The organism is Faecalicatena faecalis, from assembly GCF_012524165.2.
GTDB classification, from domain to species: Bacteria; Bacillota; Clostridia; order Lachnospirales; family Lachnospiraceae; genus Faecalicatena_A; species Faecalicatena_A faecalis.
The window spans coordinates 400,552-415,333 of sequence record NZ_JABACJ020000001.1; the positions used below are offsets into that span (position 1 = coordinate 400,552).

Annotated in this window: 16 protein-coding genes, 2 tRNA genes and 1 pseudogene; 17 read left to right on the plus strand and 2 right to left on the minus strand. The window is 44.2% G+C overall.

From position 1 onward, the window contains the following. The first annotated feature begins 52 nt into the window (after positions 1 to 52). From HGO97_RS01855 to HGO97_RS01875, 5 genes are all read left to right on the plus strand, one after another. Positions 53 to 805 (plus strand): exodeoxyribonuclease III, encoded by a 753-nt coding sequence (locus HGO97_RS01855; RefSeq protein WP_216238846.1) that lies wholly within the window; start codon positions 53 to 55, stop codon positions 803 to 805. Between the two features lie 44 nt (positions 806 to 849). After that, positions 850 to 2,067, plus strand: a complete 1,218-nt coding sequence (locus HGO97_RS01860) for a CobW family GTP-binding protein (RefSeq protein WP_216238848.1) — start codon at positions 850 to 852, stop codon at positions 2,065 to 2,067. A gap of 28 nt (positions 2,068 to 2,095) precedes the next feature. Then, positions 2,096 to 3,043 carry a TIGR03943 family putative permease subunit gene (locus tag HGO97_RS01865; protein ID WP_216238850.1) on the plus strand — a complete coding sequence of 316 codons (948 nt, stop codon included), beginning with the start codon at positions 2,096 to 2,098 and terminating at the stop codon, positions 3,041 to 3,043. Positions 3,044 to 3,227: 184 nt separating this feature from the next. Next, on the plus strand, positions 3,228 to 4,184 hold the full coding sequence (locus HGO97_RS01870) for a carbohydrate kinase family protein (protein WP_216238852.1): 957 nt from the start codon (positions 3,228 to 3,230) through the stop codon (positions 4,182 to 4,184). 258 nt (positions 4,185 to 4,442) lie between these two features. Then, positions 4,443 to 5,234 carry a C39 family peptidase gene (locus HGO97_RS01875; RefSeq protein ID WP_216238854.1) on the plus strand — a complete coding sequence of 264 codons (792 nt, stop codon included), beginning with the start codon at positions 4,443 to 4,445 and terminating at the stop codon, positions 5,232 to 5,234. A gap of 24 nt (positions 5,235 to 5,258) precedes the next feature. Here the strand turns inward: HGO97_RS01875 and HGO97_RS01880 are convergent. Then, positions 5,259 to 5,393, minus strand: a pseudogene (locus HGO97_RS01880) (AraC family transcriptional regulator); the annotation flags it as partial. A 168-nt stretch (positions 5,394 to 5,561) separates the two neighbouring features. On the opposite strand from HGO97_RS01880, the gene HGO97_RS01885 reads away from it, so the two are divergent. From HGO97_RS01885 to HGO97_RS01910, 6 genes are all read left to right on the plus strand, one after another. Continuing rightward, positions 5,562 to 5,810 carry an HPr family phosphocarrier protein gene (locus HGO97_RS01885; protein ID WP_216238855.1) on the plus strand — a complete coding sequence of 83 codons (249 nt, stop codon included), beginning with the start codon at positions 5,562 to 5,564 and terminating at the stop codon, positions 5,808 to 5,810. A 207-nt stretch (positions 5,811 to 6,017) separates the two neighbouring features. Next, complete coding sequence (gene dapF / locus HGO97_RS01890; protein WP_216238856.1) at positions 6,018 to 6,851, plus strand: diaminopimelate epimerase; 834 nt, start codon at positions 6,018 to 6,020, stop codon at positions 6,849 to 6,851. 52 nt (positions 6,852 to 6,903) lie between these two features. Beyond that, the gene (locus HGO97_RS01895) at positions 6,904 to 8,118 is read left to right on the plus strand and encodes an LL-diaminopimelate aminotransferase (protein ID WP_216238857.1); all 1,215 of its coding nucleotides are present in this window, start codon (positions 6,904 to 6,906) and stop codon (positions 8,116 to 8,118) included. Positions 8,119 to 8,290: 172 nt separating this feature from the next. Then, a tRNA-Gln gene (locus HGO97_RS01900) sits at positions 8,291 to 8,361 on the plus strand. A gap of 65 nt (positions 8,362 to 8,426) precedes the next feature. Further along, positions 8,427 to 8,500 (plus strand) — tRNA-Pro (locus tag HGO97_RS01905). Between the two features lie 92 nt (positions 8,501 to 8,592). Next, positions 8,593 to 8,742: a hypothetical protein gene (locus HGO97_RS01910; protein WP_216238858.1), complete on the plus strand. Its 150-nt coding sequence runs from the start codon at positions 8,593 to 8,595 to the stop codon at positions 8,740 to 8,742. 89 nt (positions 8,743 to 8,831) lie between these two features. On the opposite strand, the gene HGO97_RS01915 is transcribed toward HGO97_RS01910, so the two are convergent. Then, the gene (locus tag HGO97_RS01915) at positions 8,832 to 9,050 is read right to left on the minus strand and encodes a helix-turn-helix transcriptional regulator (RefSeq protein ID WP_216238864.1); all 219 of its coding nucleotides are present in this window, start codon (positions 9,048 to 9,050) and stop codon (positions 8,832 to 8,834) included. A 178-nt stretch (positions 9,051 to 9,228) separates the two neighbouring features. Here HGO97_RS01915 and HGO97_RS01920 point away from each other — a divergent pair, with 178 nt between their 5' ends. From HGO97_RS01920 to gatB, 6 genes are all read left to right on the plus strand, one after another. Next, the gene (locus HGO97_RS01920) at positions 9,229 to 9,885 is read left to right on the plus strand and encodes a DUF1847 domain-containing protein (protein ID WP_216238866.1); all 657 of its coding nucleotides are present in this window, start codon (positions 9,229 to 9,231) and stop codon (positions 9,883 to 9,885) included. Next, positions 9,872 to 10,879, plus strand: coding sequence for an alpha/beta hydrolase (locus HGO97_RS01925; RefSeq protein WP_216238875.1), 1,008 nt, complete (start codon positions 9,872 to 9,874; stop codon positions 10,877 to 10,879). Before HGO97_RS01920 ends, HGO97_RS01925 begins: the two co-directional genes overlap by 14 nt. 117 nt (positions 10,880 to 10,996) lie before the next feature. Continuing rightward, positions 10,997 to 11,623 (plus strand): HAD family hydrolase, encoded by a 627-nt coding sequence (locus HGO97_RS01930; protein ID WP_216238877.1) that lies wholly within the window; start codon positions 10,997 to 10,999, stop codon positions 11,621 to 11,623. Between the two features lie 18 nt (positions 11,624 to 11,641). Beyond that, entirely contained in the window at positions 11,642 to 13,747 is a 2,106-nt protein-coding gene (locus HGO97_RS01935; protein WP_216238879.1) for a BglG family transcription antiterminator, read from the plus strand. 279 nt (positions 13,748 to 14,026) lie between these two features. Next, positions 14,027 to 14,494: a PTS sugar transporter subunit IIA gene (locus HGO97_RS01940; RefSeq protein WP_216238888.1), complete on the plus strand. Its 468-nt coding sequence runs from the start codon at positions 14,027 to 14,029 to the stop codon at positions 14,492 to 14,494. Then, on the plus strand, positions 14,491 to 14,772 hold the full coding sequence (gene gatB, locus HGO97_RS01945) for a PTS galactitol transporter subunit IIB (protein WP_216238890.1): 282 nt from the start codon (positions 14,491 to 14,493) through the stop codon (positions 14,770 to 14,772). Before HGO97_RS01940 ends, gatB begins: the two co-directional genes overlap by 4 nt. The last annotated feature ends 10 nt before the right edge of the window (positions 14,773 to 14,782 follow it).

The window sequence follows — 14,782 nt, forward strand, 5'->3', positions numbered from 1 at the left end:
CGGCCCTTTATTTATGTCAGTCTATGATACAAAGGTCAAGAAGGAGGCAGATATGAAGTTTATTTCATGGAATGTAAATGGAATCCGTGCTTGCGTACAGAAGGGATTCCTGGAATTTTTTAAGGAAGTGGATGCTGATATTTTCTGTATACAGGAAACAAAAATGCAGGAAGGACAGCTTGAACTGGAACTGGAGGGCTATCATCAATATTGGAACTATGCGGTGAAAAAAGGATATTCAGGAACCGCTGTATTCACAAAGAAGGAGCCATTGTCTGCGGCATATGGAATCGGTATTGAGGAACATGATCAGGAGGGACGCGTGATCACGCTGGAGTTCGAGGACTTTTACTTTGTAACTGTCTATACTCCGAATTCCCAGAATGAGCTTGCCAGACTGGATTACCGTATGAAGTGGGAGGATGATTTCCGTGCTTATTTGAAAAAATTAGAAGAGAATAAGCCGGTTGTCGTGACCGGAGATATGAATGTGGCACATCAGGAGATCGACCTGAAAAATCCGAAGACAAACCGGAAAAATGCAGGGTTTACAGATGAGGAACGGCAGAAGTTCACGGAGCTTTTGGATGCGGGATTTATTGATACATTCCGTTATTTCTACCCAGACCAGGAAGGGATTTATTCCTGGTGGTCCTACCGCTTCCGGGCACGTGAGAAGAATGCAGGGTGGCGTATCGATTATTTCTGTGTGTCAGAGGCATTGAAGGACAAGCTGATCGATGCTAAGATCTTGACAGATATCATGGGATCAGATCATTGTCCGGTCCTATTAGAAATGGAGTAGTAAGATTAGAAAAAATATAAATAAAGAAGCAGGAGGCAGTCAAAATGACAAAAATCGATATCATTTCCGGTTTCCTCGGAGCTGGAAAGACAACATTTATTAAAAAGATGCTTAAAGAAGCATTTCAGGGGGAGCAGGTCGTTCTGATCGAGAATGAATTTGGTGAGATCGGAATTGACGGGGGATTCTTAAAGGATTCCGGGATCGAGATCCGGGAGATGAATTCAGGATGTATCTGCTGTTCTCTGGTGGGGGATTTTGGAAACTCATTGAAAGAGGTAGTAGAGACCTATCATCCTGACCGGATTCTGATCGAGCCGTCAGGAGTCGGTAAGCTCTCTGATGTCATCAAAGCCGTTCAGGATGTACAGGGAGAGATCGATGCAGAATTGAACAGCTTTACCACCGTTGTAGATGCTACGAAATGCAGACTTTACCGCAAGAATTTTGGAGAATTTTTCAGCAATCAGGTCGAGTATGCCGGGGCAGTCATTTTAAGCCGTACAGATAAGGCAAAACCGGAAAAAGTGGAGGAAAGTTATCAGCTTCTGCGTGAGCTGAATGAAAAGGCACCGATCATTACAACACCGATTGCACAGCTTTCCGGGGAGAAGCTTCTTGAGACGATGGAGCACACAAAATCACTGGAGGAGGAACTTCTGTCAGAGCTTATCTGTCCAGAATGCGGAGAGCATCATGAACATGGAGAAGACTGCGGCTGTGGGCATGACCACGAGGGACACGAACACCATGGTCATGACCATGAAGAGCACGAGCACCATCATGGCCACGACCACGAGGAGCACGAGCACCATCATGGCCACGACCACGAGGAGCACGAGCACCATTATGGCCACGATCACGAGGAGCACGAGCACCATCATGGCCACGACCACGAGGAACATGGCCATCACCACGGCCATGATCACGGCGATAGTTGTGGCTGCGGACATGACCACCACCATGAGCATGGGCACCATCATGCAGATGAGGTGTTCACAAGCTGGGGCTGTGAGACGATTAAGAAGTATACCAAGGATGAGATCAGTGATATTCTAAAAGCACTGGAAGCAGACGGTGCATATGGTACAATTCTGCGCGCAAAGGGCATGGTCGCAGGAGACAGTGAGTGGATTTACTTTGATATGGTGCCTGAAGAGCACGAGGTGCGCAGCGGTGCAGCAGAATATACAGGAAGAATCTGTGTCATCGGCTCTGATTTAAACGAAGAGAAGCTGGCAGAATTATTTGGTGTAAAATAGAGTCGAAAGTAAGATTGGAGAGATGGAAATGGCAGAACCAGAAGTAATGGTATATCTGATGACAGGATTTCTGGACAGTGGAAAGACCCAGTTTTTGAAGTTTACATTGGAACAGGATTATTTTCAGATAGATGGGAAAACACTTCTTATCCTCTGTGAGGAGGGAGAGGAGGAGTATCACCCACAGGAAATGTTAAAGTACGGTGTTGTGATAGAGACAGTGGAAGATCAGGAGGACTTGACAGAAGAGTGGCTGGAAGAGATGAACCGTAAGCACCAGCCGGAACGTGTCGTGATCGAGTACAATGGAATGTGGAAGGCCAGCGATTTTGAGGCAATGAAGCTCCCACAGGGATGGGGAATCGAACAGAAGCTGACGACAGTAGATGCCAGTACGTTCCAGATGTATCTGACAAATTTGAAGCCATTGTTCGTGGAGATGGTCCGTGGTTCGGAGATGGTCCTATTTAACAGATGTACAGATAAAAAGCCGTTGCCGGGATACCGTCGCAGTGTGAAGGTAGTCAGTCCTCAGGTGGAGGTTATCTTTGAGGATGAGCAGGGGGAAGTGGAGAATATTTTTGAGGATGATGTCCCGTATGACTTGGATGCTCCTGTTATAGAAGTGCGCCGTGAGGATTATGGAATCTGGTATGTGGATGTGATGGATAACCCAGACCGTTACAAAGGCAAAACGGTCGAATTTACGGCAAGAGTCTTGAAGCCGAAGGGATTTCCCTCCAAGGTATTCCTGCCGGGGCGAATGGCAATGACGTGCTGTGCGGATGATACCACATTCCTTGGTTATATATGTAAGAGTGCATATGCACCCAAATTAAAGCCGGGGCAGTGGGTAAAGGTACGGGCGAAAATCGGGTTCGGACGTGTTTCAATCTACCGCGGTGTGGGTCCGGTGCTTGAGGCAGAGAATATTGAATTGGCGGAGCCGATTGAAGAACTGGTGTATTTCAATTAGGAGTAGATAAATTTGAAAGGGGATTGCATTAAACCTGAATGTGCGTTAAAATTATGACAAATAAATCCTTATTGGACTATTAATGTCCAGTAAGGTATACTCATAGGGCATCTCGCAGCACATGCCCTGGGGGCGGGTTTACCGCTTAGCTGTAAATGAAAGTATAGAAATAAGGAGAGAGTCTATGGAAAAGCAATTTGACGTAATCGCAATGGGGGAACTCTTGATTGATTTTACAATGAACGGACAAAGCGAGCAGGGAAACAACCTGTTTGAGGCATGTCCGGGCGGTGCACCGTGCAATGTGCTCGCAATGTTGAACAAGCTGGGCAAGAGAACCGCATTTCTTGGAAAAGTGGGAAAGGACCAGTTCGGTGCTCTGTTAAAGGATACATTGGATGAGGCAGGAATTGACACATCGAACCTGATGGTGGATGCGGATGTGAATACAACACTGGCGTTCGTACATACATTCCCGGATGGGGACCGTGAGTTTTCATTTTACAGGAATCCAGGAGCAGACATGATGCTTACTGCGGATGAGGTGGATGCAGAATTCCTCAAGAAGACAAGGTTATTCCACTTTGGTACATTATCTATGACACATGAAGGTGTACGTAAGGCAACGAAAAAAGCGCTGGATATAGCAAAGGAGAACGGTCTTCTTATTTCTTTTGACCCGAATTTGCGCCCTCCGCTGTGGAGTTCACTGGAGCTGGCAAAAGAGCAGATGGAATATGGCTTTCAGTTCTGCGACATTTTAAAGATTTCTGATAATGAGATTCAGTTCGTGTCAGGGAAAGAGGATTATGATGAGGGAATCCAGTATCTTCAGGAGAAATACAATATCCCGTTGATTCTTCTAACACTCGGGAAGGACGGTAGTCGTGCCTACTATAAAGGGATGCGCGTAGAGAGAAGCGGATTTACAATGAAGACGATCGAGACGACAGGAGCAGGAGATACCTTCTGTGGAAGTTCCTTGAATTATATCCTGGAGCATGGTCTGGACAATCTGACAGAAGAGCAGTTAGGGGAGATGCTTACCTTTGCGAATGCAGCAGCGGCAGTGATCACAACCCGCAAAGGTGCGATCCGCGCTATGCCTGAGAAGGACGAAGTCCTGAAAGTGATTGGGTAATCGAATGGAAAGGGATTAGAATGGATTGCAAATATCCATTTGCTAGAGACAATATTCTAAAAAGGGAATCCTATAGAAAATTTGGAAACAGATTTTCTATAGGATTTTTTGCATATCTAAGAAAGGCCAGGCATGAATGCATAAAATAAGCGGGAATGAGCATACCGTACAAACCGTCTTGATTATAATAGAAGTAAGAAGTATCATCTGTGGTGTGATATGTTGGAATATAGAAGATCAAGCAGACACAGACATCAGATGTTTTGGTTAGTGTTATATGTCAGTATCGCAGTGGCTAGTATGATATATACCAAAACAGTACGTGTGAGAAATACAGATGTTAAGCCTCCCAATACAGACAACGGGGAAGGCTCAAGTGAAGCAGAAGGGCAGAATCGATCGGGTGACAGGGAAAATGCCGGAAGGAGTGCTAAACAGCCTGTCAAAACACTCCTGTCAGTACCGCTCATCACTCAGAAGGACTATCCGACAGGCTGTGAGAGCGTGACATCAGTCATGGCGCTTCATTTCGCAGGGTATGATATATCTGTTGAGGAATTTATTGATGAGTACTTGAAAATCGGAAAATATTATGCAGAAGATGGACAGTATTATGGAAACAGCCCCTACTCCTGTTTCATTGGAAACCCGAGGACAGGCAGTGGATTCGGATGCTTTGCGCCGGTCATCCATGACGCACTTGTGTCTGTGGCAGGATCGGATCGGGTCAGGGATCTGACAGGGATGTCACTGAATCAGCTCACCAGGGAGTATCTGCGAAATGGGATTCCCGTCATTATCTGGGCCACCATGGAAATGCGGCCCAGCTATCCCGGACGGCAGTGGACCCTTCTGGAGACTGGAAAAGAGTATACCTGGCCGGCACAGGAGCACTGTCTGCTTTTGGTCGGTGCGGATGAGGATTCCTATTATTTTAATGACCCCAGGCATGAGGAGGGCTTTGCTAAGTACGAAAGGGATGTGACGGAAAAACGCTATCAGGAGATGGGGAGCCAGGCCCTGGCGGTACTTCCGAAATCATGTTTCTGATTATACTATGCGGTTCTCATTTCTCTATGCTCTTGGTGAAATTCCGTAGATATTTTTAAATGCTCTTGAAAAATGTAGTTGGTTCGCATATCCTACTGCATTGCTGATATCTCCGATGACAAGGGACATGAGCTTTAAAAGCTCTGCTACCTTTGAAATATTGCAATAAGAATTGTCGTATTTTGCGGAAAAATAGTGACTTTTTACACTTTTCTTTTTGTATTTTTTAGTGTACAATATTGAACCATGGCCGATATGAGCCGAGAACTTTATTGTAGGTCCATCACAGAAGATGGAACGCTCTAAGATATTCAGGAGGGAACAGATATGCCAGGTTTAACTTTGACAGCAAATGCAGTACGTATAGGGTTTTCAAATGTAAATGAGATTCAGGAATTTGTGCAGACAATTAAGGATTACCGAGGGGATCTTGATCTTGTTCAGGGAAGAATGGTCGTTGATGCCAAGTCAATCCTGGGAATCTGCAGTCTCAATATGCAGGAGGAGATGGAGCTTCAGGCATATAATGGCGACTTTGATGAGCTTAGAGTTAAGATTGAGAAGTTTATTAGATAAATAGTGTAAAGTGAGGGGCGTTTTCTATTGCAGAAGGCGCCCTTTTTAATATCAGTGAAAGACGAGGCTTTGGATTGGTTCTTTTTAAAAATTCTTTTTCGTGGTAAAATAAATTCCATATATCAGGAAGCGCAGAAATTGCGCTAAGAGATATGTTAAGATACGTAAAATAAGACTGATAAGAGAATGTTAAAGGAGAGTGACAATATGAAGTTTACGAAAATGCAAGGTTTAGGAAATGATTATGTATATGTAAACGGTTTTGAAGAGAAGCTGGACAATCCATCAGAGACGGCGGTCAAGGTTAGTGACCGTCATTTTGGAATCGGTTCTGATGGGCTGATTTTAATCAATCCGTCAGAGGTCGCTGATTTTGAGATGGAGATGTATAATGCGGATGGCTCTCGGGGAGAGATGTGTGGAAATGGAATCCGCTGTGTGGCAAAGTATGTATACGATTACGGCCTGACGGATAAGACACAGATTTCCATAGAGACTTTGGCTGGAATTAAGTATTTGGATCTGACTGTGGAGGATGGCAAAGCAGTTCAGATCAAAGTGGATATGGGAAGACCAATCCTGAATCCAGGTCAGATTCCAGTCGTGGCATACAAAGAACGTGTGGTGGATGAACCGATACTTGTTGACGGGACAGAATATAAAATGACAAGCGTATCCATGGGAAATCCTCACACTGTTGTATATATGGATGATATTGAACACTTGGAAATTGAAAAAATAGGACCTAAATTCGAGAATCATGAACGTTTTCCGAGGCGGGTCAATACGGAATTTGTCAAGGTGTTAGATCGAAACACAGCGCAGATGAGAGTGTGGGAGCGCGGCTCAGGAGAAACACTGGCGTGCGGGACCGGAGCATGTGCAGTTGCAGTTGCGTGTATCTTAAATGGTCTGACAGAAAATCAGGTGACGGTTAAGCTGCTGGGCGGTGATCTTCTGATTGAATGGGACAGGGAAAAAGATACTGTTTATATGACCGGTCCTGCAGAAGTTGTGTTCGACGGGGAATGGAACGAGTAACATTTGGTAAGAATAAACAAGGCAGATACAGCACACAAAAAGGAGAACAGAGATGTTTAAAATCAATGATAACTACTTAAAATTACCTGGCAGCTATTTGTTTTCTACGATTGCCAAAAAGGTAAATGGTTATACAACTGCCAATCCGCAGAAGTCTATTATCCGTCTTGGAATCGGTGATGTGACGCAGCCATTGGCCCCAGCCATTATAGAATCCCTTCATAATGCTGTGGATGAGATGGGGGATGCGGCAACATTCCACGGATATGCACCGGATTTGGGATATGAGTTTCTAAGAAATGCAATGGCGGAAAATGATTACCGTTCCCGCGGGTGTGATATATCTGCGGACGAAGTATTCATATCTGATGGCGCAAAATGCGATTCTGGCAATATTCAGGAGATTTTTAGCACGGATAATAAGATTGCTGTCTGTGACCCAGTTTACCCGGTTTATGTTGATACTAACGTTATGGCAGGAAGAACGGGGACTTATGATGCGGAGTCAGAGACATGGAGTGATGTGATCTATATGCCTTGTACGGCAGAAAATGACTTTGCACCAGAACTCCCAAAAGAAACACCGGATATCATTTATCTGTGTTTTCCGAACAACCCGACCGGATCGACTCTGACAAAGGCACAACTTCAGGAGTGGGTAGATTATGCAAACCGTGTAGGGGCTGTAATCATCTATGATGCTGCATATGAAGCTTATATCTCAGAAGCGGATGTACCACATACCATTTATGAGTGTGAGGGCGCAAGGACATGTGCCATAGAATTAAGGAGTTTTTCCAAGAATGCTGGATTTACTGGAGTGCGTCTCGGAGCCACGATCATCCCCAAGGATTTAAAATGCGGTAATGTGACCCTGCATTCCCTATGGGCAAGACGACATGGTACAAAATATAATGGAGCGCCTTATATCGTACAGCGTGCAGGTGAGGCAGTATATTCTGAAAAAGGCCGTGAACAGTTAAAAAAACAAATAGCATACTATATGAATAATGCAAAAGTCATTTCCCATGGCCTGCGGGATGCAGGATATCACGTATCTGGTGGAGTCAACGCTCCATATATTTGGTTAAAAACACCAGATGGCATGAGTTCTTGGGATTTCTTCGATTTCTTGTTAGAAAAAGCAAATGTAGTAGGGACTCCGGGCTCTGGTTTTGGTCCAAGCGGAGAAGGATACTTTCGTCTTACTGCGTTTGGCAGCTATGAGAATACAATGGAAGCAATCCAGAGAATCAAGGCTTTGTAGAGGGGGAGAACGTTAACAAAGGGGGCAGTCCCCTTTGTTGATTGTTTTCAGAATATTCAGAAAAAAGCGCTTGAAATTTTTTTTTGATGGAAATTAAAAAAAGGGGTTGATTTTTTCCGGGAGTTTGTTATAATAACCATGTTGCGTCGGACAAGACAAAACAAAATGCTGATGCGGATTGGTGTAATGGCAGCACAGCAGACTCTGACTCTGTTAGTAGAGGTTCGAGTCCTCTATCCGTAGTTAAGAATCTGCGAAAGCAGATTCTTAATTTTCTCTTTAGGAGAAGAACACAAGTTCATACATATCGGAGTGTGGCTCAGCTTGGTAGAGCGCTACGTTCGGGACGTAGAGGTCGCAGGTTCAAATCCTGTCACTCCGATTATGAAGACGAAATACCGGAATTCCTTGAAATTACAAGGAACTCCGGTATTTTTAACAAAAAAATGGACACGGAGAATATTGATATTGGATATGAAAGAATATGATCGGATGAAGGCAACACTTACATTGTTTTCAAAATTGGAAGAAGGAGAGCAATCAGCAAGGGAGCGGGGGTGGATTCCTGCGGATGACCTGGAACGAGAGCTGGGATTAATTTCAAATACCGGAGTGAATTTGTAAATGTAAATTTGTAAAAGAATAGTTTTTGTAAATAAGAGCTGGAGGCCTTTGACCTCCAGCTCTTATTTTACTTTTGCAATCAAGTATCTCTATCTATTCCGATAGTCCGAATGACCAATTAGAAAGTCTACACTGACCCCGAACAGATCTGCCAGCAAAATCAAGGAGTCTATTCCGCATTCCCGTTTCCCACGTTCATAATTAGCAATTGCCTGACGGCTTGCGCCAAGGTAACCTGCGACCTGGTCTTGAGTCATACGGCGTGACAGCCTAAGTATCTTCAGTCTCTTTGCAAATAAATTTTCCATGATTGATGCCCCCTCAGTTAATAAGCAAATTTCTTTCTATCCCCTATTTAATTATCATACCACCATAACACGTTATTTTCAATTGACTAAAATTTTCCAGTATGTGTGATTTTCCATGGAAAAGCGACACTTAAAACAGTATAATAGAGTGGAAAAATAAAAAGGCAGGTATATATTCATGGAAAAAGAAGTAAAAAGGAGCTGCATCGATTGTGCAGTAACAAATTGTAGTGTGGGAAATAAAACATATCCTAATTTCTGCCTTACGACAGAAAATCTGGATGAGGCTGTTCTGGAAGAATCCCTGAAATTATATGAAGAGGAAGAGAATCACAAAATCATGCTGGAGGCTGCTAGCGTAGAGGCAGAATTTTATGGAATGATGACGAGAGTTGAGGAGACAGCGGAATTTGCCAAACGGATGGGATACGAAAAAATAGGAATTGCTACATGTGTGGGGCTGATCAATGAATCAAGGATTCTGGCATCGATTCTGCGCAAAAAAGGTTTCGAGGTATTTGGTGTGGCATGTAAAGCAGGGGCCGTAGATAAATCCCGCGTAGGAATCGATGAGTCCTGTAAAAGAGTGGGAAAGAATATGTGCAATCCCATTCATCAGGCTAAGCGTTTAAATATAGAAAAGACAGAACTGAATATTGCGGTGGGGCTCTGTGTTGGGCATGACAGTCTGTTTTATAAATATTCAGAAGCACCAGTGACGACGCTTGTTGTGAAAGACCGTGTATTGGGGCATAATCCAGTGGCAGCACTTTATACAGCTAATTCCTATTACAAAAGACTTTTGAAAGGAAACAGCGAGAATGAAGATATTTAAAAGGGGGCTCCTTATTCTGCTTATTATGATGGTACTTCTATGCACATCGTTAGGAATCTATCTATATGTCAGCCCTATGCCCGGGGTGTTCCTTTTACGTCATGCGTTCGGCGGGGAGGGTGAGATACATAATCCCCCCGGATATGAGGAGGTCCAGGAAAAAGTTGAGATTCAAAGAGACCTCACATATCCTTCCGAGGATGGGAAAAATCAGTATGATCTCTATCTGCCGAAGGAGTACAGTGGAAAACTTCCTATAATCGTATGGGTTCATGGAGGTGCCTTTGTCGCAGGTGATAAGTCAGGGGTGGAAAACTGGAGCACTATGCTTGCAGGCGAAGGATATGCCGTGGCAACGGTCAATTATGAGTGGGCTCCTGAAATTGCTTACCCAGGACAGGTGCGTCAGGTAGAGGAATGTATAGCAGAGTTACAGAAGCAGGCAGATGACGGTCTTCCCATAGACATGGAAAATGTTATTGTGGCAGGAGATTCTGCAGGGGCCCACATTGCGGCACAGGCTGGCCTGCTTGCCAGCAATGCTTCATATGAAGAAGAGTTAGGCGTTGTCTCCAGACTGGATGCAAAGAATCTGAAAGGGGTACTCCTATACTGCGGTCCTTATAATGTAGAGAAGATTTTGAATGTGGATAACAAGATGATGCAGTTTTTAGCATCCAGAATCGGCTGGGCAATGTTTGGGGATAAACATTGGAGTGAGGGACATATGATACAGACGACAACGATCAAAGACTATATAACCTCGGATTACGCGCCCGCTTTTATCGCGGATGGAAATACAGGCTCCTTTGAACAGGAAGGGAAAGAACTTGTACAGGTGTTGGAAGAAAAAGGAGTTCCGACACAGTCTTTGTTCTTTGACAAGTCTCATGGAGAAATCGGCCATGAATACCAGTTCGACCTTACCACACTGGAGGGGTGGGAAACTTATACGAAAACATTAGAATTCCTGGACGGTATTCTCGCAAATTGAACCATTAGTGCACTTCCCTTCCCACATCATTGCAACATTTTACACTTTCCATCGGTCAATACTTCAAGGTATAATATTCGTACTTAGCGAGGTATCATACAAAAACAGGAGGTTATCATGAGCAAGTATGCAATTTTTGACATTGACGGCACATTGAACCAGACGGCATTGTATGCCCTGGAAGCCTATCAAAGGGCATTGAAAAAGCGCGGCAGAAGGGCAGAAGAAGCAGAGATCATATCCTGTATCGGCCTGAGTCCCGCTGGAATCATAGAGAAGCTTTTCGTAAGCCTCTCAGGCGAAGAACTGGCAGATTGGAGAAAGGATATCAAAGATTACGAATTTCAACTGATGGAGGAACACGCTGCAGCCTTTCCAGGAGTTAAGGAGAGCCTGGATAAGCTTTTAGAAGCAGGGTATCAATTAGCAATCTGTTCCAACGCCTTCCCGGAGCACATCGAGCATGTGCTGGAGATGATTCATCTCAAGGATTATTTTCCTGTGATCGGTTCCCTGAATATGGGAAGCAGTAAGGCAGAAGTCCTGGGAACACTGCTCAAACAGCTTGGATGTGAAGCTGCATGCCTGGTCGGAGACCGGAAGTTCGATATTGACGCAGCAAGACAGAATCAGATTCCGGTCGTGGGCTGTGCTTATGGATATGCGCCGGAAGAAATCCAATCTGCGGACCGGGTCATCGGACATGGGGGAGAGATAGCAGAGGCAGTAATGGCATTGATTTAGCTGAAAGAAGGTTTGTGAATGAACAAAAGGACTGTGTCTATCATCAATGAATTGAATCAATTGGACAGGCTGGTGCAGATATCTAATCTGGCTGAGCAGTTCCAGGTTTCTCAACGGACGATAAGGAATGATCTGAATGCGATCAATGAGATTCTGCGGGAGAACCATTTGGGAGAATTGGAATTAAAGAGTGGGGGACAGATTCATAGAGGTGAGGATTTTCCGCAGATATTGAATCTTGTATCAGATAAAGACTATTATGTCTACAAGCTCTCCAAAGAGGAACGCAGAACGATCGCAGCGGCCATGTTGATCAGTTCATCGGAATACATCACCCTGTCAACAATTGCGGACAGCTTGTTCGTAAGCCGGGCGACGGTCATCAATGACCTGGATGATATCAAGGCATTTATTCGTTCCGGGAACTTGGAGGTTCTCTCTCATCCCAATAAGGGGCTGCGTGTAGAAGGAAGGGAAAGCGACAAACGCCTTTTTTTGATGGGGCTTGGCAACGCGGCAGATGCTGCCAGCGCAGGCGTAAAGACAGATTCAGAGAACGCTGCTGCAAAATATATCAGTGTCCAGGCTGGAAATAAAATCACCATACAGAAGATTTTGAGTGAGCAGGAGCATCTCCATAAGAGTTTCCTCACAGATGATTCCTTCCAGAAGCTGTTATTGTATCTCGGAATCATGGTAAACCGGAATCTGCAGGGAGAATATATGGAGATTCGAAAAAAGAAGGATAACACCAAATACCGGATGGCACAGGATATCCTGAAATATATTTCCCAATACTGCCAGATCAATACCACGGAGGATGAGGTACAGTTTTTAAGTGAGATGCTGGTCATGGCGCGCTATATCAAACAAAAGTCCAATGAGCGAGAGGCTGTTAAAATACAGCTCATCACCAGGCAGTTCATTGAGAATATTTCGGAGGAACTGGAGATCAATTTGAACGGCGACTATGATTTTTTCGAGAATCTGTCTAACCATTTGGAATCTGTTTTTACATCCATTCCAGCTTCCTATCCGGTCAATCCACTGGTCAGGGAAGTGCTGGAAGATAACCAGGATGTGCTTGAAGTCGTGAAGAACCAGCTCGATATTATCTGTCAGCATGTAGGCAGACAGCTTACCGAGGATGAGATCGCTTATATTACGATTCATGTATGTGCTGCGCTTGAGCGGAAAAAGAATAAAGAAATCGCTTTCCATGTCATTGTGGCCTGCCATGGGGGAATTGGGACGTCTCAGCTTTTGATGGAGCGGTTAAAGAAACATTTTAACTTTCAAATTGTGGATATCATCTCTTCTCATGAGGCCAAAAACATTTCCCAGGAACAGGCTGATTTTATCATCTCCACGGTTCCGCTGCCGGAATGCAGGATAGAGTATGTGATTGTTTCTCCTATGCTGAACGATGAAGATTATATCCGGGTCGGCAATAAGATCGATGCGCTGCGCAACAGCCGGCATCTGCCTTCCCGCGTGGAGGCAAAGGAGCTGACTGCGAAGGGACTTTTGGAGCAGCTTGCTCCGGTTATATACCGGATGGTCCCGGAGGATGCGACGGATGTGATGAAGGAAATACGAAAGGTCGTAAGGGGGTATTTCAAACAGTCTGTGGAGGCGGATGCGGAAATCTTTTCCCCGGACCTGCATCACCTTCTGATGGAACATCATATCCAACTTGAGGTAGAGTGTACAGATTGGCGGGATGCGGTGCATCGATCTGCAGAAAAGCTGTTGGAAGAGGGATATATCGAAGAGCGTTACATTGATGCAATGATTCATAATATAGAAGAGAACGGTCCCTATGTGGTGCTGTCCAAGGGATTTGCAGTTCCACATGAAGGGCTGGAACAGGGAAGTGTGAAGGTGGGAATGAACCTGATTCGCTTAAAGACCCCGGTTCCATTTGGAGATGAAGAAAATGATCCGGTGGAGTTCGTCTGCTGTCTGAGCGCAGTGGATCATAAGACCCACTTGAAGGCATTTTTTAATCTGGTCAACATGCTTCAGAACGAAGAATTCAAAAGTCGGCTCAGAGAGTGTGATACAACGCTAGAGGCAGCTCATATTATAGAGGAATTTGAATATAAGACTGCAGATTATTAGATTGCAGATCATGAGCAAAGGAAGGAATAAAAGGTGCTCTATTTCATAAGAAAACACTAGATATTGGATTTTTCAGGATGGTCAAAATTTTTTCAAGAAGTTTGGAAAAGATTTTGACCGTTCTATTTTTTTGCAAAAAATAGGAAATACCTTTGACTGTTTTTCATAAGAACGACATGCTAGGATATAAGTACAGAAAGAGAGAGCCGGCAAGCAAAAATCTTTCAAAATAAATTTATCTGGAATAAAGGAATCATAGATACGAAAGGAGTCAGACATATGATTTGGGAGGAGTTAAAGGATTCCCTGATCTTCACTGGGCTTGAGGCCGGGACATCAGATGATGTCATGAAGCAGTTGGGAGCGGCCTTCATCAAAGAAGGTTATTGTAAAGATACTTATGTAGAAGCTTTGATGAAACGGGAAAGTGAGTTTCCGACTGGGCTGGATGTAGACGGGATCGGCGTAGCGATTCCGCACACGGATGTCAGTCATGTGAAGGAGCCGGGAATTGCAATCGCAGTGCTAAAAAATCCGGTCACATTCATTCAGATGGGAACCGATGATGAGACGACACAGGTCAGATTGGTATTTATGCTGGCCGTAAAAGATCCAAATGCGCATTTGGAAAATTTACAGCAGATCATAGCAATCATTCAGGATACAGATGTATTGAAGAAATTATTAGAAGTAAACGAGAAGAAAGAAATTATTGAAATTATCAGAGAGAAGGAGAATTTATTATGAAAAAGAAAGTAATTGTAGCATGTGGCGGAGCAGTAGCGACTTCAACAATCGCAGCAAATAAAGTTGTAGAATTATGTAAGAAGAACAATATTGACGTGGAGATCTGCCAGATCCGTATTTCAGAAATCGAATCAAATCTTCCGGGCACGAGCCTGATCGTTACTACATCAAAGGTTAAAAGAGATTACGGTGTGCCGCTGATCACAGGAATGCCTTTTATTTCCGGGGTAGGCGTAGAAAAAACAGAAGCGGCAATATTGGATGTATTAAAGGATTGATTCGCTACAT